This is a genomic window from Janibacter limosus, from assembly GCF_004295485.1.
Lineage (GTDB): Bacteria > Actinomycetota > Actinomycetes > Actinomycetales > Dermatophilaceae > Janibacter > Janibacter limosus_A.
The window spans coordinates 1,743,361-1,760,236 of sequence record NZ_CP036164.1 but is presented as its reverse complement, the minus strand read 5'-3'; the positions used below and the strand labels follow the sequence as shown (position 1 = coordinate 1,760,236).

Sequence of the window (16,876 nt, the reverse complement as noted above, 5' to 3'; positions counted from 1 at the left end):
CAGCTTCGGCCGATCGCTCGTCCGTCGGTCGCGAAGGGGGCACCGCTCGCCTCACTACCGGGCGGTCACCCTTGGGGTGCACGGGGGCTCGGCGGCAGCCTGCGCGGACCACCGACAAAGGAGTCGCCACATGCACACCACACCCGACGAGACCCCCCGCACCCTCCCTCGCCGCACCTTCCTCGGAGGCGTCGGCGTGGCCGTCCTGGGGGCCGCCACCGCCGGAGGGGCGAGCGCCTACGCCCGCACGACCTCCCCTTCGTCCGGTCTGACGGGAGCCGCGATCCCGGCCGCTGACCTGGATCCGCTCGACCTGCTCAAGCGGATGCTGTCCTTCGACACGCAGAACTTCGGCAAGGGCGCCGACACCCGGCCCCACGCAGAGATGCTCAAGGCGGTCTGGGAGCGGGCCGGCGTGCCCGTCGAGATCATCGAGACCCCGCAGCCCGACAACGTGCACCTCATCGCCCGGATCCCGGGGACCGGCTCGGCGGAGTCACTGCTCATCCTGGGGCACTCCGACGTCGTGCCGGTCGAGGAGGACAACTGGGACGTCGACCCCTTCGCCGGGGAGGTCGTCGACGGTGAGGTCTACGGCCGTGGCGCCCTGGACATGAAGGGCGCCAACTCCGCGATGATCAGCGCGCTCCTGCGACACCTCGACGAGGGCGCGACCTTCGACCGCGACATCATCGTCCTCACCGACTGCGACGAGGAGGCCGGCGACTACGGCTCGGGCTGGCTGGCGAAGAACCACTGGGACAAGATCGACGCCGGTGCGGTCCTCACCGAGGGCGGCTGGTTCCTCGCCCAGAGCGACCAGACCACCCCGATGCTCATCACCGCGACCCGCCAGGACAACGTCTACTTCAACCTCGACCTCGTCGCGAAGGGGACGGCGACCCACTCGTCGAAGCCGATGCCCGACGACTCGGCGGTCGTCAAGGTCTCGCGGGCGATCGCCGAGCTCGGCGACTGGGAGGCTCCGGTGCACCTGACCGAGGTCACCCGCGAGTACTTCGAGGCGCTGGCCGACGCGACGAGCGACCACGGACTGGCCAAGGCGATCCGGCTGATGCTGGGGGCGAAGAGCCAGCCGTCCCGTGAGCGGGCGGCCGCCCTCGTGGTGCAGCGCTCCGACTACCCCCACCTGCACCGGGCGCTGCTGCGCACGACGCACGCCTTCGTCATCCAGGAGGCGGGCTACAAGGAGAATGTCATCCCGTCCGAGGCGACGACCCGGGTCAACTGCCGCGGCATCCCCGGCGGGGAGAAGCCCCGGGAGTTCGTCGCCGCCGTGCGCGAGCTGCTCAAGGACCGGGACGTCGAGGTCAAGGTCATCGGCGCTGCGGGGGAGAGCGAGGAGCAGGCGCTCGCGCGCCTCGACGAGACGTGGGCGACCGCGCCCGCGGACCTCGACACCGACCTGTGGCGGGCCCTGTCGGACGCGTCGGAGGCGACCTACGAGGACACCCCCTTCGCCCCGGCGCTCTTCGAGGCGGGCACGAGCCTGGGGCCGTGGCGTGAGAAGGGGGTACCCGGCTACGGCGTGTACCCCTATGTCCTGAGCAACGAGCAGCTCATCGGGATGCACGGCAACAACGAGCGCATCTTCGTCGAGGCGCTCGCCCAGGGCAGCGACTACATGTACGAGGTCTTCGCGGCCTTCCGCACCAAGGGCTGACACCACCTGCGCCGGGGTCGGCGGCTGGCGACCCCGGCGATAGTCTGGACCCGTCGAGGAGGCCGGACATGCTGGGACGAGCGCTGCGGCGATCACGGGTGGAACTGCCGTGACGCCAGGCCACGACGACCCCGCCCTCGAGCGCGCGCTGCACGCGGAGTGGCCCTTCCGCGGACGCGCGGACGAGCTCGACGTGATCACCCGGACGCTCGGGGACGGCACGTCGCGGCCGGCCGGAGCGGTCGTGGTCGCTCCCGCAGGAGTCGGCAAGACCCGACTGGTCCGGGAGGTCGGCCGGTGGGCCAGCGAGCAGGGGATGACCACGCTGTCCATCATCGCCACCGAGGCGGGGGCACTGACCCCCTACGGGGCGGTCCTGCACCTGCTGCCCGAGGGGACCCACGACCCGATGGACCGGGCAGCGTGGCACGCGGCCTTCGCCTCGGCGATGCGCTCCGAGCGGGGCACCGTGCTCCTCGTCGACGACGCCCAGCACCTCGACCACGGCAGCGCCGCGCTGCTGCTCCAGCTGTGCCTCGACGGGGTCATCGTCCCGGTCGTCTCGGTCCGTCGGGGGGAGCGGGTGCCGGACCCGATCACCTCCCTGTGGAAGGACGGCCTGACGCTGCGGGTCGACCTGCAGCCCTTCTCGCACAAGGAGATGGGCGAGGTGATCGGTCACGCGCTCGGCGGGCTGGTCAGTGCCCGCACCCTGACGCGGCTGGCGACGGTCAGCGGAGGCAACATCCTCTACGCGCGGGAGCTGGTCACCGCCGCCGTCGAGCACGGGTCGCTCGTGCAGCGCGACGACGTGTGGGTCTGGGACACCGAGGTGGTGCTCGCCCCTCGCCTCGTCGACGCCGTCTGGGCCCGGCTGGCGCTGCTCGACCCCGAGCAGAGACGGGCCCTGGCCCTCGTGGCCCTCGGTGAGCCGCTGCCGCTGGAGGTCGCAGAGCGCGTCGCCCCGACCGAGGTGCTCGCCTCGCTCGAGGAGGCCGACCTCGTCCACGTCGACGGGCAGATCGGGCGCGGTGTGCTGCGCCTGGCCCATCCGCTCTACGGCGAGGTCGTCCTCGACCGGGTCGGGCGGGTCTCCCGGCGCCGGCTCGTCGGCGACCTGGCCGACGCCTATGCGGCCGCGGACCCGCAGCTGGCCCGGGCCGAGGCCGTGCGGATCGCCCGGTGGCGCCTCGAGGCAGGTCAGCCGGTCTCGCAGGACGCGCTGCTCGAGGCGGCTGCGCGGGCCAACCACGCCTTTGCCCATGATCTCGCCGAGCGGCTGGCGCGCTCGGCGCTGGCCGCGGGCGCCGACCACCACACGCCCGTCCGTGCCCGCCTGGTCATCGAGCTCGCGCGCGCCCTCGTCGGCAGCAGCCAGATCGACGAGGCGGACCAGCTGCTCGCCCGCCTCGAGCCCGCGGTGCTCGCCGACGGTGACCAGGACTCGGTCGACGACTACGTCGACGTCCGCTACTGGGTGACGGGTCTGGCGCTCGGGCGCGCTGACGAGGTGCTCGCTGTGCTGGACCGGGTCGCGGGTCGGGTGGGGGCCGACGGTGCCCCGGCCGGGGCCGACGGTGTCCAGACCGGGGCGGGGAGCCGCGCCGCGGACCGGGTCGCGGCCTACCGCGCGGCCCTCGCCATCGGCCGCGGGCGGGCACGGGAGGCGCTGGACATCGCCGAGCCGCTCCTCGACCGCTCGGACCTGCCCGTGCCGCAGCAGGTGCTGCTCCTGGAGACCACTGGTGAGGCCCTCGCGGTGCTGGGCCTGCACCGGCGCGCCGCGATCGTGTGGGAGCGCATGCGCCGGTTCCCCGTCGGAGCGACCGGTCGGGCCGCGAGCCTGGCCGCCGAGGCGGACCTGCAGGCGCTCTTCTCCGCGATGCTCGACGGTCGCGTCGCCGACGTCCTCCCGGGCCTGGAGGCCATCCACCATCAGGCGGCCGACAGCCCCGACGCGATCAACCGGGGGCTGACCGGCCTGGGTCTCGGGCGGTGCCTGATCCTCGCCGGCCGACCCGAGCAGGCCCGCGCCGTGCTGCTCGACGCAGTCGCCGACTTCGGCGAGGTCGACCTGGCCGACTCGCTCACCTGGGCACAGGTGCTCCTGAGCCAGACCGCCTCGCTCAGCGGCCGGCCCGACAAGGCACGCCAGTGGCTCGACCGGGCCCAGGCGTCGCGCCAGGGCGCGGGGGTCACCCGGCTGACCGTCGACATCGTCTGCGCGCAGGCCTGGCTCACCGCGGCCGACAGGGGCGCCTCCGCCGCCGTGGCCGTGGCCCTGGAGGGCGCCGGTCGGCACCCCGAGCTGGAGCTCGACCGCGCCTGGCTGCTGCACCTGGCCTGTCGCCTGGGGGACCGGAGCAAGGACGTGACCACCTCCCTTCGCCAGATCGCCGCCGGGGCCGAGTGCGAGTACCCGACCCTGCTCGCCGACCACGCCGAGGCCCTGCGCGGCAACGACGGGCCGGCGCTCGAGGACGTCGCCGAGCGCTTCGCGGAGCGCGGGCTGGTCCCGCTGGCGATCGAGGCGGCGCGCGCCTCGGCGCAGGCCCACCGTGACGCGGGCTCGGCCGAGGGCGCCCGCCGGCTGTCGGCCCGCACGGACGGCCTGGCGCTACGGGTCGACGCGGCGCTGCGGCCAGCGGTGATGGTCGACGACCACGGCGTCCGGCTCAGCCGGCGGGAGGAGGAGGTGGCGACCCTGGCCGCGGCCGGCCTGAGCAATGCCGCCATCGCCGACCGGCTGGTGCTGTCCGTACGCACCGTCGAGTCGCACCTCTACCAGGCCTTCGCCAAGCTGGGCATCACCTCCAGGAGCGACCTCGCGCGGTACCTGCCGCGGTCGACGCCCGGACACTCCCGCTCGCGAGCCCAGTAGCCCGCCACTGAGGGACGGCGGTCGCTCGGTACCTACCGTGGGGTCATGAGAGGCGACGAGTGGGACCGGCGGGTCGACGAGATGTCGCCCGCCAACGGGGTCGCGCTGCGTCTGGAGCGCGCCGGCTACGACGATCTCGTGATCGCGGCGGCCCTCGGGGTGCCGCTCGAGTCGGTCCCTGCGCTGCTGGAGGTGGCGCGGGCCAAGCTCGCCTGGGAGGCCGCGACCCCGCCGACCGAGGCCGCGACCCCGCCGACCGAGGCCGCTGTCCCGCCTGCCACCCAGTAGGCCGCGTGCGTAGACCAGTAGCCGACCACTGGGGTGGGACCGGCGCGCAGCGCCTAGCGTCAGCCTCGGTCGCCACACCACACTCCGGGGGGAGAGGGACCGGGGCCTCGTCGAGTCGACGAGGCCCCGTCGCTTGCCCATTGTGGGCACCACGGTGGGACCGGGGTACTGGGCGTCCCGCGCGGGTTGAGACGATCGACCCATGACGCTCCACGAGTCCCTCGACCTCACCCACGGCCCGACCTGGGCCAACCGTCTCGCCCTGGCACCGCTCACCAACACGCAGAGCCACGCTGACGGGACCCTCTCCGACGACGAGTACGACTGGCTCGTCGCCCGGGCCGAGGGCGGCTTCGGTCTGACGATGACCTGCGCGACCTACGTGGCCCGCGAGGGGCAGGCCTGGGCGGGCCAGCTCGGCATCAGCGACGACCGGCACCTGCCGGGGCTGACCCGGCTGGCCGACGGCATCCGCGCCGCCGGCAGCGTCTCGTCGGTGCAGCTGCACCACGCTGGTCGGCGCTCCGACCCGAGCGTGACGGGCGTGCCCAATGTCGCTCCCTTCGACGACCCGGACAACGACGCCCGTGCCCTCACCACGGCCGAGGTGCAGCAGGTCGTGGAGGACTTCGTCCTCGGGGCGCAGCGCGCCGAGCGGGCCGGCTTCGACGGCGTCGAGATCCACGGCGCGCACGGCTACCTGCTCTGCCAGTTCCTCGACGGCCGGCACAACCACCGCACCGACGGCTACGGAGGCTCGCTCGAGGACCGGGCCCGGATCACCTTCGAGGTGCTGCGCGGCATCCGCGAGAGCACCGGCGCCGACTTCCAGGTCGGCATCCGCCTGACGCCGCAGGGCAACGGCATCGTCCTCGACGAGGGCGTCACCGTCGCGGGGTGGGTCCTCGAGTCCGGGCTCGCCGACTACGTCGACATGTCGCTCTGGGACGCCTTCATGACCGTCGACGAGGAGGGCGACCTGCTCATCGACGCCTTCACCTCGCTGCCGCGCGGCCTGACGCGGCTCGGCGTCGCGGGCAAGATCCGCTCGGCGCAGCAGGCGCGGTGGTGCCTGTCGAAGGGAGCGGACTTCGTCGACCTCGGACGCGCGGCGATCGTGCACCACGACTTCCCCCGGCAGGCCGAGAGCGACCATGCCTTCGCGATGGCGCCGCTGCCGGTGAGCCGCGAGCACCTGCACGCCGAGCGGGTCAGCGAGACCTTCGTGGAGTACCTCGACGCCGGGTGGCCGGACTTCGTCGGCGCGTCGGCCGGGGCCTGACTGGTAGGCGGGAGCGGTGAGGCTCGCGGGCTCCTGCCTGTCGTGACGATCCGGTCAGTGCGGTCGCTGCTTGACCCGGGTGTCGGTCATGAAGGTCTCCTCGACCCAGGCCATGACAAAGGGGAGCGAGGCGACCGAGACCATCCCGGCCACCGTGAGGATGGCACCAGTGAGGTTCATGTCTCCACGGTGGCACCGAGCTCGCGGCCGTGCTGCCTGAACCGCGACCGTTCGCAGGTTGTCATCGGATGGTGACCTCTGAGGTGTCGATCCGACGACGCGGGGCTGCAGCGCTTGCGTCGGTCCTGCGGATCGGGTGTGCTTGAGACAGGTCGTGGCAGGGGGTCACGGCACAAGGGGGTAGGCATGCGACGCAGCATCATCTCGTGGATGGCCGTCCCGGTCCTGGCTGTCGGCGTGTCCGCCTGCAGTGCGGACGGGGCAGAGGACGCGAGCGTGACGGTGACGACGACCCAGTCGTCGCAGACCACGTCGAGCAGCGAGGTCACGGTGACCACGTCACCGTCCTCCACGTCGTCGTCCACGACCACCACGTCGTCCTCGACCCGGCCGACCACGTCCACCCGCACAGCGGCATCGAGCACCACGAGCGCGCCGAGCAGCACGCCGAGCGGCACCGGTTCCTCCACCGCGGGGAGCGGTGGCCCCGCGACGGCGCCGACGACGATCGCGAAGTTGTGGATCGACGACACCTGGAGCGTCGAGCAGGTCGCCGAGGACGTGTGCGCGCCGGGCGGGCTCACGACGACGGCCTACTCCTACCAGGTCGAGCTCTTCACCTGCGGGCCCACCGCCGCGGGCATCAAGGCGTGCACCTTCGCTGACGGCGGCGTGACGACGTGCATCACGGACCCGCTGGGGCACAAGGCGGTCCGCTTCACCTCACCGACCGTGGACAACTGGGACGGGGAGATGTACCCGCGCGACGCCGGCCCGATCCCGATGTACGTCGACCTCAAGGACGGCACCCGCTGCTCAGTCGTCTCGCACGACCACGATCAGCACTGGGGTGGGAAGTTCAGCTGGTACAGCTGCTCAGACGGCTCCGAGTTGCTGACCGACCAGTCGATCGCGGGCACCTTCGCCAACCGCACCCAGGCGTGGACCGTGCAGCGCTCCGTCAACAAGGGCGCGCCCACCACGACCTGGGTCAAGACGGCGGTGTTTGCCGGGACGAGGTGACCCGCCTGGCTCAGTGCCCGACGCCGAACCGCTGTCGCGGGTGCTTGCGCTGCTCGATCTCGTCGACGTAGGCCTTGGCGAAGTCGGTGCCGGAGATCTCCGAGTTGCCGTCCTCCTTGACGATCAGCTCGTCGTCGCTGACGCGGTAGGCGCCGGTGGTCTCGCCCGGTGCCCACGCGCCGAAGAGTGCGGCGGGGGAGACGTAGAACCAGTCGAGGTCCTGCGTGCCGGAGCGCAAGGCGTCCAGCACCTTGGCGTGGGAGAGGGCCTCGGGCTTCCACTCGTCGTTGAACTCGGGGGTGTCGACGAGGCGGGGACCCCCCTTCGCCACGTCGAGCGTGCCGGCGCCACCGACGAAGGACAGGCGAGCGCCGTGCTCGATCGCGGCCGAGGTGAGCCGGGCGACGTGGTCGACGAGCGGCGAGCCGCCGACGTCCGCGCCGTGGGTGGCGACGACGAGGTCGTCGGCCTCCGTCGCGGCCTGCGCGAGCACGGCGTCGTCGGTGAGCGAGCCGGTGCGGTACTCGACGCCCTCGGCGGTCTCGGTGGGAGCGGTGCGGCTGTAGGAGATGACCTGGTGGCCGCGGGTGACCGCCTCGCGCGCGATGTTGCCGCCGGCGTAGCCGGTTCCGCCGAAGATGACGATGGTGCTCATGTGGGTTCCTTTGTGTGGGGTGGGGGATCAGGCAGGAAGGGGGGCGACGGGACCGTCGCTGTTGCGGCGCCACCCGAGGGCGGGGGCGACGTGCTGGGCGAAGCTGTCGAGGATGTGCAGGTTGTAGTCGACGCCGAGCTGGCTGGGGATGGTGAGCATGACCGTGTCGGCGGCCGCGATGGCCGGGTCGGCCAGCAGCTGCTCGACGAGCACGTCGGGCTCGGCGGCGTAGGTCTTGCCGAAGGTCGAGCGGAGGCCGTCGATGACGCCGACCTGGTCGCTGCTGCCCTGGCCCTGCAGCCCGAAGAAGTGGCGGTCGAGGTCGCTGACGATCGGGAAGATGCTGCGGGAGACCGACACCCGTGGCGCCCAGTCGTGCCCGGCCTCGCGCCAGGTCGCCCGGTAGCGCTCGATCTGCTCGGCTTGCAGCTCGCCGAAGGAGGCCCCGGTGGCCTCGGTGAGCAGGGTCGAGCTCATCAGGTTGACCCCCTGCCGGGCGGTCCACTCCGCGGTCTCGCGGGAGCCGGCGCCCCACCAGATGCGGCGGTCGAGACCGGGGGAGTGCGGCTCCAGGCGCAGCCGCCCGGCCGGTCCGCTCGTGGGGTCGGCGTCGACGACCTGCTCCCCGCGGATCGCGGACATGAAGGAGTCGAAGTGCTCGTAGGCGAGGTCGACGCCACGGGGGTCGCTGGACCCGGTGTGACCGAAGGCCTCCCACCCACGCTTCGCCGGCTCCGGTGACCCGCGGCTGACCCCGAGGGCGACGCGGCCGTCGGAGATCAGGTCGAGTGCGGCGGCCTCCTCGGCGAGCTGCAGGGGCGTCTCGTAGCGCATGTCGATGACGCCGGTGCCGACCTCGATGTGCCGGGTCCGGGCGGCGATGGCCGCGAGCACCGGCATCGGTGCGGCGCCCTGCCGCGCGAAGTGGTGGACGCGGAAGTAGGCGCCGTTGACCCCGATCTGGTCCGCGCCGACACCGATCTCGACGGCGTCGTGCAGCGCCTGGCGGGCGTCGGGGTCACCCGGACCGCTGCCGTGGCCGTAGTGCCCGAAGCTCAAGAATCCGAAAGCCTGCATGGTGCGTCCAACAGGTTGTCGCGGCAATCAATTCCCGTGGTGCCGGACGAGGGGGGCCTCAGGAGCAGCCGTCGCACTGCCCCGATGACGGCAGCGCGATGAAGCAGGTCGGGCACAGGACCGGCTCCGGCGGAGGAGTCGCCCGGCTGCGGATGCGCTCGCGGCGCTGGGCCAGTTGCGGGGACAGGGCAGGGGTGCCGCCGCCGGCCGGCAGGTCGGCGGCCTCGAAGTGCCGGTGGCAGGCCAGTCGCTCGGCGGCGGCGTGGTCGTCGAGGTCCGCGGGCTCCTCCCCGCCGCTGGTGCGGACGGCTGCCGCGTAGCCGGCGCCGACGCTCCCGGAGCTGTTGACGACGAGGGAGCTCAGGTTGGGCTCCTCCTGGTCGTGGCAGTCGATGGCGATCCGCTCGAGGACCTTGCCGATCCAGTGCTGCAGTCCCTGCTTGGTGCGGATGCCGGTCTGTCGCTGGATCTCGGCCGACAGCTCGCTGTAGGTGATGACCGCCTGGTACCGGCGGGCGATGTCGAGCAGCACGGGGCGCGCGGCGGCGCTCCACGCCTCGCGGGCCGCGTCGGAGCCCATGTCCGAGACGTCGCGCCAGGCGCCGGTGGCGGGGACGACCTCGGGTGAGGAGGCAGCGGGCTCGGTGACGTCGAAGCCCAGGTCCCGCAGCACCTTGGCCGCCCCGAACCTGCCGCCGCTGAACTCGCTGCTGGTGGCGAGGGTCCCGCTCGCGTACCGGTGGGCCACCCCGAGCACGGCCTTGGAGTCGTAGGCCTTGCCGTCGAGCAGCAGCTCGTACCCGCGGCTGCGGCCGAAGCCGTGCCCGCTCAGGAACTCGTCCTGACCGAGACGGTCGTACTCGGAGACCGCCTCCTGGACGTCCTGGGGGGTGACCTGCGCGAAGTTGACCATGTGGCGACCATAAGCCCGTTGGCCAGCCCCGGACGACCACCCCGACCCAGACCCCTGCCGAAGGGGGCCGCAGGCACCGCGGTCACCTTGACTCCCCGGCGGGCCGGGTGTCATCTGGAGAGGACAGGAGAAGGGAGAGTCCGATGCAGGACTTCGAGATCACCCCGCAGGGCGATGGGGAGTACGTGGTGCGGGTGGCCACCGACGAGGGCACCACGACGATGCGGCTCTCGCTCGTCGAGGCCGAGTCGAGCAGCGACGGCAGGCTCGGTGACGACGAGGCCACCGCCCGGGCGACGATCACCTACCTCCTGGAGCACCAGGGAGCCGAGGACCTGCCGCAGCTCGTCGACATCGAGGAGGTCGTCGCCGCCTATCCCGCTGCGGTCGAGCGCATCTTGTCCCTGAGCGCCTGACGGAACGACGACGACGACCGTGAAGCTTGCGTGGTTGGATGTGGCGATCGACGCGGCGACAGCTGCGCCCGGCGGATGAAGGCGTGGTTCACATGTCGGATGGCACCAACCAGTCGGCCGTCACCCGGATCGCGCGGCGACGCGCACGGCCCGGGCACGCGGCGCAGTACGAGGAGCTGGTCCGGGAGATGTTCGGCCTGATGCGAGCGCATCACGGATTCCTCGGGGCCGAGCTGATCCCGCCCGAGGCCGAGGGCGGTCAGCACCAGGTCGTGGTCAACTTCGCCTCGCAGGACGACCTCGCGCGGTGGGACGGGTCGGCGCAGCGCCGGGAGATCTTCGCCCGGATGCGTCCGCACGCCGAGGGCGAGCCGGAGCACCGGCGGCTGAGCGCGATCGACGAGTGGTTCCTCGGTCCGGACGTGCCGCGCGGCGTCGTGGTCCCGCGGTGGAAGACGGCGGTCGTCACGTGGATGGGCATCTGGCCCCTCGCCTCGCTCGTGCTGTGGCTCGTCGCGCCGGTGTGGAAGGACCTGGGTCTGCCCTTCCTGCTGTCGACGGCGATCAATGTCGTCCTCATCGTCGCCGGGATGGTCTTCCTCGTCTCACCCGTGCTGACCAAGGCCATGCGCTGGTTCCTCGTGCCGAGGGGGCGGTGAGCATGCCGGCCATAGGTTCCTCCGTGGTTCCCGCCCGGGTGCTGCCCGCTGGGCTGAGCGCCTTCCCCCTGACCCCGCTCGTGGACGACGTCGTGGACGAGCGGGCCTTCGCCGGGCTCGTCGAGCGCCTCGCCGGGGCAGGGGTGGACTCGATCACCGCACTCGGCTCGACCGGCTCCTACGCCTACCTCACCGCGGGGGAGCGGGCCCGGGTCGCCCGGCTCGCCGTCGAGCACGCCGGGTCCACTCCCGTCATCGTCGGGGTCGGGGCGCTGCGCACCTCGCACGTGCTCGAGCACGTCGCCGGTGCCGAGGAGGCGGGGGCGAAGGGAGTGCTGCTCGCCCCGATGACCTACCAGCCGCTCACCGACGACGACGTCCACGCGCTCTTCCGCACCGTCACCGAGAGCACCGACCTGCCGGTCGTCGTCTACGACAACCCGGGGACGACGCACTTCCGCTTCTCCACCGAGCTCTACGGCCGCATCGCCGAGCTGCCCGGCATCGCGTCGATCAAGATCCCGGGGGTGCCCGCCGACCCGGCGGCGGCCCGTGAGCACGTCGCGGCGATCCGGGCCGTGGTCCCCGAGCACGTGACCATCGGGGTCTCGGGCGACGGTATGGCCGCGGCCGGCCTCGCCGCGGGCTGCGAGGCCTGGTACTCCGTCATCGGCGGCACCCTCCCGCAGCCGGCTCTCGAGATCACCCGTGCCGTGGGCGAAGGGAGGATCGCCGACGCCCTCGCAGCGTCGGACCGGTTGACGCCGTTGTGGGATCTCTTCGCCGAGTACGGAGGGAGCCTGCGCGTCGTCGCGGCCATCGCCGAGCACCTCGGCCTGGTGGCGCCGCACTGCCTGCCGCTGCCGATCCAGGGGCTTGCCGACGACCAACGCGCGCGGGTCGTCGAGGTGGTGGCTCGGCTCGGTCTGGTGGGCTGAGCGTTCGACCGTCAACTCAGCCCCGGGATGACGACCTCGACCAGATAGGAGCGGAGGGCGGGGACGTCCCGGGTCAGCGTGGTCCACACCCGTCTGGGGTCAAGGTCGTCGTACTGGTGAGCTGCGAAGTTGCGCATCGCCACCATCTTGCGCCAGGGCTGATCCGGGAACCGGAGCAGCACGTCAGCCGGGATGCGATTGATCCCTTCGCCGATGCGGATGAGGCCCATCTCCACGGCCCACTGGGTGCGCTGGTCGGCGGCGAAGATGTCGAAGTCCGAACCGACCATGTCCGCCAGGGCGTCGCAGACGGAGACGACCCCTCTGGCAGCGTCCACTGCCTTCGTGTCCGGTCCTTTCACAGCGGTATCGCCTCGTGGAGGATCCGGTCGCGCACGTCGCCGCGCAGTGAGTCCGACCCGACCACGTCGACCTCGACCTCGAGGAGATCGCGCAGCGCGAGCCGCAGACCGACCTCGTCGAGGAGCGAGGCCTCGTCGGTGAAGTCGACGAGGAGATCCACGTCGGATCCGACGCCGGCATCTCCGCGTGCGATCGACCCGAAGAGGCGCGGGTGCATGGCGTGGTGCTCGGTGACGGCGGCGACTATGGCGTCCCGGTGAGTATCGAGACGGACTGCGAGAGGCACGTCAAGAGCGGTCGCGATGCGCTCGAGCACTTCCGCGGTAGGCCTGCGGCGCCCATTTTCGTAGGCGGAGATGTTGGGCTGTGGCACTCGGGCCGCGCGCGCGAGCGCGGCTTGGCTCATGCCAGCCGCTTGCCGACGTGCTCGGATGTCCATGGACTTAGCGTAGCCCGCCAATATCGACATCGATATACATCGCCGGCCGTGCATGAGCGTTGTGGCAAAGCAGGTGGCTCTTGCGGTCAGCAGGCGATCGGCTTCCACCAGTAGACGCCGTTGATCTTGCCGCCGGGGTAGCCCTGGCGGCAGCCGGTGTAGCCAGGCGTCAGGGCGTCGGTGGTCCATCCAGGGCCGGGTGACACGACGGCCGGAGGTGCCGGCGGGGCAGGCGGAGCGGGCGGGGCCGGCTTGGGGACGGGCTTGGGTTGAGGCGCCGGCTCGGGTGCGGGTGCAGGTGCCGGGGCAGGCGCGGGCGCCGGAGTGGTCGGCGGCGCGGACGTCGGTGCCGGTGCGGTGGACGGAGCGCTCGAGGGCTGCTGCTGCGTGCACTGGCCCCAGACCCCGAGGTCGGACGAGCGAGCCTGTCGCTCGGCCGCGCGGTAGGCAGCCTGGCGCTGGTACGGCGCGGCGTAGGTGTACTCCCGCGCATGACCCTTCTGCAGCATGATCTTGCCGAAGTCACCCTTGTCCGGGATCTCGACGTACGCCAGCAGTCGGTCGTACCGGTCACGGCGGGCCTGGGTGGGGTCGAAGACGAGAGCGACCCGCTTGCCGCTCAGCATCGCGCGTGCCGCCTCGGAGGCCGCGGGGCCTCCGCACTCCACGGGCTTGTCGGGGTGGACGCTCTCGGGTGCGTCGATGCCGATGATCCGGACCGCCTCGCCGCCGTTGAGGTCGACGCGGACGGTGTCCCCGTCGACGACCCGCGTGACGCGGTAGAGGCGACGGGTCGACGCCTGCCCCGATCCTGCGGCAGCGGCCTTTGTCGCTGAACTCTTCGACGAGCTCTTCGACGCGGAGGGGGACTGCTTCGACGTGCTGTCAGCGGTGGGTGTCGCGGTCTCGGCGGCGGCGAGGTCGGACCCGGCCTCGGCCGCGTCGCTGGCGGACGCGGAAGGATCCGAGTCCCCGCCTGACGCGTCCCCGGGGGTGCACCCCGTCAGCACGAGAGCAAGGATGCCGGCGGCCATCACCGTGGCGCGTGGCCCCCTTCGCCCCTGCATCGACCCCGCACGTGTTGACCTGATCATGACTTCCCCTCGCTTGCTGTCCTGGTGAGCCAGAGACTAGGCCGAAGGGAGGGAGCGCCGACTCATCCGATCGGATGGTGTCGGCGCTCCCTTCGGACGAGGCGGTGACCGGACGCGCCCCGCTACTCGACGCAGCTGTAGCTGTCCGACCGGGTCGGGTCGCTGCCGGTGAGCTGGGGGTGGGTCGGGTAGGCGCACACCGGCTTGCTGACCAGAGCGGCGAAGGGAGCCGCCGGGTCGTTGGCGGTCGAGGTAACCGAGGCCGTCATGGGAAGTTGTTGTGGAGGCTGTGGATCAGTCGAGTCGAGTCTGGCGCGGTGCCCGAGCCTTGCGACGCAGAGCGGGCGCGGGGTCCGGCGTCTCCAGGGACTCGACGAGGGCATCGAAGAGGGCCAGGTCCATCAGCGTTACGTCGCCGCGAGCTACCTGCTCGTCGGTCTCGGACGAGACGCGGGTCTCCCATCGGCGGGGCTTGGTGGCCATCTCATCAGCGTACGGCGCATGTAGGTGTGATCGGTGTGTGCCGACCCTGTTCGAGCTCAGCCGAGAGCCGGGATCACGACGTCGACGAGATAGGAGCGAAGGGAGGGGACGTCTCGGGTGAGTGTGGTCCAGACACGGTTTGCTCGTGCACACGACCGAGAACGGGGAAGGGGATCCGGCTGATGCCCTCACCGACTGGCTCAGCCGCTGAGGGCGAACGCCGCCAGGGAGGGATGGAAGGGGATTCACGGCAGGTTGGCGTAGGAGCAGCAGTGCGCGATGTGCGCGACGTGGACGCTGCCGGTCGGTCCGTAGCGGTGCTTGACGACGTGGATGATCGCCTGTGGTGGGTCGGCCTGCTCGAGCATCAGCACCGCGTCGACGAGGTCGACGACGGCGTCGTAATCGCGCAGTTCGGTCAGTTGGGGCGGGCCCCCCTCGCCAGTGGTCGGTTGCAGAGCTCCGGTGACAAGCACGAGCGCGAGATGGTGCTCGCGCGCCCACGCGGCCATGGACGCGACGTCCTCGCGGGCGGATGCACCGATGGTCGCGATGCTGTCGACAATGACGACCCTGACATCGTCCTCGTGCATCACGGCGACGACGGAGTCGACGAGGGTGCCTGCCGGGGGCTTGGCGGCCCTGACGGACAGATGCTTCGAGGTGATGCGCTCCTCCCACTCGCGCAGGCGCTGGGCCTCGCTGTCGTCGAAGTCACCTCTACGCAGCCGCTGTAGCGGGATGTGGGTCTCTGCCGAGATCAGCCGCATGACGACCTCCGACTCGGGGGCGCCGGGCGCGATGACCACCGTCGGTAGTTGGTGGTGGAGGGCCGCCGAGCGTGCGACGCCAAGGGCGAAGGTGGACGCGCCATCCCCGCTGCGGGCAGCGACCACGGTGGTCTGCCCGGTGCGCAGACCCCCGGCGAGTAGCGAGTCGAGGTCATGCAGGCTGGTGGGGATGACCATGTTCCGATCGACCGGCGCGTTGGTCTTGCCGAGCAGGCGTGAGACGACGCGGCCTATGGCTTCAACTCCGAGCTCCATGGCGTCACGATATGAAAGCCCACCGACAAGGTTCGCCCGGTCAGGCCAAGGGGCTCTTTCCCCTGCTGGTCCAGGCGAGGATGTCGAGGAGCCGCAGGTCCGTCAGTTGGGTGGAACCTTGAACGGCGTTCCTCAGGGTGATGATCTCGTCCTGCTGTCTCGTCAGGTCGCTCTTCATGGCCCGCGTGATGAGCACCATGTACTGGTCTGCCGCGTCGATTTCGGACAGTGGAATTGATTGATTCCTATGCTGCCGTGACCGACTGGGTGTAACTGTAGTGCACGTCATTCGGGCACCGGTAATCCAGCGATGAATGCCGCCTGCGGGCGTTGTAGAAGCCCTCGATGTAGGAGATGACATCCCGTCGCGCCTGCTTCTTGGTGGCGTAGACGGTCCGGTAGACACGTTCGTTCTTCAACGCCGCGAAGAACGATTCTGCCATTGCGTTATCCCAACAAATACCGGTTCTACCCATCGACGAGCGCATGCCCAAAGACGTCACGAGCTTGCGGTAATCGGCCGAGGTGTAGACGCTGCCGCGGTCGGAATGAAAGATCGCCTTGGGCTCGATGAATGTCGTTGCAGCCGCATTCTTCAACGCGTCTTCGACGAGCTCGGTGCGCATGTGGTCAGCGATCGACCAGCCCACCACTTTCTTGGAGTAGCAGTCGATGACCGTCGCCAGGTAGACAAAGCCGGCCCACGTGTGGATGTAGGTGATGTCACCGACGAACTTCATCCCGGGACGCTCGGCGGTGAAGTCTCGCTCGAGCAGGTCAGGCATGCTCGCCGCGGCGTGGGCGTCGGCTTCGGTGGTGACCCGGAACGGACGGGGCTGGCAGGCGACCAGGCCTTCGTCGCGCATGATCTGACGCACCAGCTCAGGCGAGCACTCGGTGTGCTCGTCAGCCAGGTCGGCATGGATGCGGCGGTACCCGTAGGTCCCATCCGATGCGGCGAAGAAGTGCTGCACGCGGGCGGTCAGCGCCGCGCGACGGGACGCGGTGGCCGAGGTCGGACGGCTCAACCAGTGGTAGAAGCCTGATGTCGAGACCGCCAGCCACGCGCACATCTTGTAGACGGGGTTGTTCTGGTCGGGGTCATTCTTGCAGGAGTCGATGTACTCGTACTTGCTCACTATCGCTGCTCCCTCGCGAAGTAAGCCGTTGCTTTTTTCAGGAATGCAGTCTCCGCCTTGAGCTCGGAGTTCTCGCGTTCCAGCTCTTTGAGGCGTGCTCGTTCGGAAACTGTCAACTCAGTCTCTGCATCACCGTGCGCGTCCCGATACTTGTTCAGCCAGTTCCGCAGCGTCTCGGGACCGACGCCATAGGAGGTCGCTACCTCCTTGATCGACTTGGAAGTCGCGATGACTTCTTGGCACAACTCGTCCTTGAATTCTTGGCTAAACCGTCTGCGTGAAGCAGTCATGTCCACGATCTCACTTTCCGGTAGAA

The 16,876-nt window shown here is 70.8% G+C and carries 21 protein-coding genes; 8 read left to right on the top strand and 13 right to left on the bottom strand.

Annotation, left to right across the window (positions count from 1 at the left end; all coding sequences use genetic code 11):
• The first annotated feature begins 130 nt into the window (after window positions 1-130).
• From EXU32_RS08455 to EXU32_RS08440, 4 genes are all read left to right on the top strand, one after another.
• On the top strand, window positions 131-1,684 hold the full coding sequence (locus tag EXU32_RS08455) for a M20/M25/M40 family metallo-hydrolase (RefSeq protein ID WP_130629503.1): 1,554 nt from the start codon (window positions 131-133) through the stop codon (window positions 1,682-1,684).
• A gap of 109 nt (window positions 1,685-1,793) precedes the next feature.
• Window positions 1,794-4,565, top strand: coding sequence for a LuxR C-terminal-related transcriptional regulator (locus EXU32_RS08450; protein WP_130629502.1), 2,772 nt, complete (start codon window positions 1,794-1,796; stop codon window positions 4,563-4,565).
• A gap of 45 nt (window positions 4,566-4,610) precedes the next feature.
• Window positions 4,611-4,853 carry a hypothetical protein gene (locus tag EXU32_RS08445; protein ID WP_130629501.1) on the top strand — a complete coding sequence of 81 codons (243 nt, stop codon included), beginning with the start codon at window positions 4,611-4,613 and terminating at the stop codon, window positions 4,851-4,853.
• Window positions 4,854-5,055: 202 nt separating this feature from the next.
• Entirely contained in the window at window positions 5,056-6,135 is a 1,080-nt protein-coding gene (locus EXU32_RS08440) for an NADH:flavin oxidoreductase (protein ID WP_130629500.1), read from the top strand.
• 54 nt (window positions 6,136-6,189) lie between these two features.
• On the opposite strand, the gene EXU32_RS17605 is transcribed toward EXU32_RS08440, so the two are convergent.
• Window positions 6,190-6,315: a hypothetical protein gene (locus EXU32_RS17605; RefSeq protein ID WP_278044460.1), complete on the bottom strand. Its 126-nt coding sequence runs from the start codon at window positions 6,313-6,315 to the stop codon at window positions 6,190-6,192.
• A complete protein-coding gene (locus EXU32_RS08435) occupies window positions 6,312-6,848 on the bottom strand; it encodes a hypothetical protein (protein WP_130629499.1) in 537 nt (178 codons plus the stop codon). Before EXU32_RS08435 ends, EXU32_RS17605 begins: the two co-directional genes overlap by 4 nt.
• Between EXU32_RS08435 and EXU32_RS08430 the strand changes: the two genes are divergently transcribed.
• Entirely contained in the window at window positions 6,832-7,338 is a 507-nt protein-coding gene (locus EXU32_RS08430; protein WP_130629498.1) for a hypothetical protein, read from the top strand. The genes EXU32_RS08435 and EXU32_RS08430 overlap by 17 nt on opposite strands.
• A gap of 10 nt (window positions 7,339-7,348) precedes the next feature.
• On the opposite strand, the gene EXU32_RS08425 is transcribed toward EXU32_RS08430, so the two are convergent.
• The 3 genes from EXU32_RS08425 to EXU32_RS17325 are packed head-to-tail and all read right to left on the bottom strand — an operon-like array spanning window position 7,349 to window position 9,983.
• Window positions 7,349-7,993 carry an NAD(P)-dependent oxidoreductase gene (locus EXU32_RS08425; protein WP_130629497.1) on the bottom strand — a complete coding sequence of 215 codons (645 nt, stop codon included), beginning with the start codon at window positions 7,991-7,993 and terminating at the stop codon, window positions 7,349-7,351.
• Between the two features lie 27 nt (window positions 7,994-8,020).
• Entirely contained in the window at window positions 8,021-9,070 is a 1,050-nt protein-coding gene (locus tag EXU32_RS08420; RefSeq protein ID WP_130629496.1) for an LLM class flavin-dependent oxidoreductase, read from the bottom strand.
• Between the two features lie 58 nt (window positions 9,071-9,128).
• Window positions 9,129-9,983 (bottom strand): hypothetical protein, encoded by an 855-nt coding sequence (locus EXU32_RS17325; protein WP_207233893.1) that lies wholly within the window; start codon window positions 9,981-9,983, stop codon window positions 9,129-9,131.
• A gap of 143 nt (window positions 9,984-10,126) precedes the next feature.
• Here EXU32_RS17325 and EXU32_RS08410 point away from each other — a divergent pair, with 143 nt between their 5' ends.
• The 3 genes from EXU32_RS08410 to EXU32_RS08400 all read left to right on the top strand — a co-directional run bounded on the left by EXU32_RS08410 (window position 10,127) and on the right by EXU32_RS08400 (window position 11,996).
• Window positions 10,127-10,399 carry a hypothetical protein gene (locus EXU32_RS08410; protein ID WP_130629495.1) on the top strand — a complete coding sequence of 91 codons (273 nt, stop codon included), beginning with the start codon at window positions 10,127-10,129 and terminating at the stop codon, window positions 10,397-10,399.
• Between the two features lie 92 nt (window positions 10,400-10,491).
• Window positions 10,492-11,058, top strand: a complete 567-nt coding sequence (locus EXU32_RS08405) for an antibiotic biosynthesis monooxygenase (RefSeq protein WP_130629494.1) — start codon at window positions 10,492-10,494, stop codon at window positions 11,056-11,058.
• A gap of 41 nt (window positions 11,059-11,099) precedes the next feature.
• A complete protein-coding gene (locus EXU32_RS08400) occupies window positions 11,100-11,996 on the top strand; it encodes a dihydrodipicolinate synthase family protein (RefSeq protein WP_207233924.1) in 897 nt (298 codons plus the stop codon).
• Window positions 11,997-12,007: 11 nt separating this feature from the next.
• On the opposite strand, the gene EXU32_RS08395 is transcribed toward EXU32_RS08400, so the two are convergent.
• The 8 genes from EXU32_RS08395 to EXU32_RS08370 form a co-directional block, all read right to left on the bottom strand.
• On the bottom strand, window positions 12,008-12,334 hold the full coding sequence (locus EXU32_RS08395; RefSeq protein WP_130629493.1) for a HepT-like ribonuclease domain-containing protein: 327 nt from the start codon (window positions 12,332-12,334) through the stop codon (window positions 12,008-12,010).
• A gap of 20 nt (window positions 12,335-12,354) precedes the next feature.
• Window positions 12,355-12,765: a helix-turn-helix domain-containing protein gene (locus EXU32_RS17145; protein ID WP_165399625.1), complete on the bottom strand. Its 411-nt coding sequence runs from the start codon at window positions 12,763-12,765 to the stop codon at window positions 12,355-12,357.
• Between the two features lie 119 nt (window positions 12,766-12,884).
• Entirely contained in the window at window positions 12,885-13,892 is a 1,008-nt protein-coding gene (locus tag EXU32_RS08385) for a thermonuclease family protein (protein ID WP_165399624.1), read from the bottom strand.
• Window positions 13,893-14,014: 122 nt separating this feature from the next.
• Window positions 14,015-14,161, bottom strand: a complete 147-nt coding sequence (locus EXU32_RS17140) for a hypothetical protein (protein ID WP_165399623.1) — start codon at window positions 14,159-14,161, stop codon at window positions 14,015-14,017.
• Window positions 14,162-14,186: 25 nt separating this feature from the next.
• Window positions 14,187-14,375 carry a hypothetical protein gene (locus tag EXU32_RS08380; protein ID WP_130629491.1) on the bottom strand — a complete coding sequence of 63 codons (189 nt, stop codon included), beginning with the start codon at window positions 14,373-14,375 and terminating at the stop codon, window positions 14,187-14,189.
• Window positions 14,376-14,620: 245 nt separating this feature from the next.
• The gene (locus EXU32_RS08375; protein ID WP_130629490.1) at window positions 14,621-15,421 is read right to left on the bottom strand and encodes a DnaB-like helicase C-terminal domain-containing protein; all 801 of its coding nucleotides are present in this window, start codon (window positions 15,419-15,421) and stop codon (window positions 14,621-14,623) included.
• 40 nt (window positions 15,422-15,461) lie between these two features.
• A complete protein-coding gene (locus EXU32_RS17135) occupies window positions 15,462-15,599 on the bottom strand; it encodes a hypothetical protein (RefSeq protein WP_165399622.1) in 138 nt (45 codons plus the stop codon).
• A gap of 67 nt (window positions 15,600-15,666) precedes the next feature.
• A protein-coding gene (locus tag EXU32_RS08370) for an IS3 family transposase (RefSeq protein ID WP_130631115.1) occupies window positions 15,667-16,850 on the bottom strand; the annotation gives its coding sequence in 2 pieces (ribosomal slippage) (window positions 15,667-16,589 and window positions 16,589-16,850; 1,185 coding nt in all).
• Window positions 16,851-16,876 lie beyond the last annotated feature (26 nt).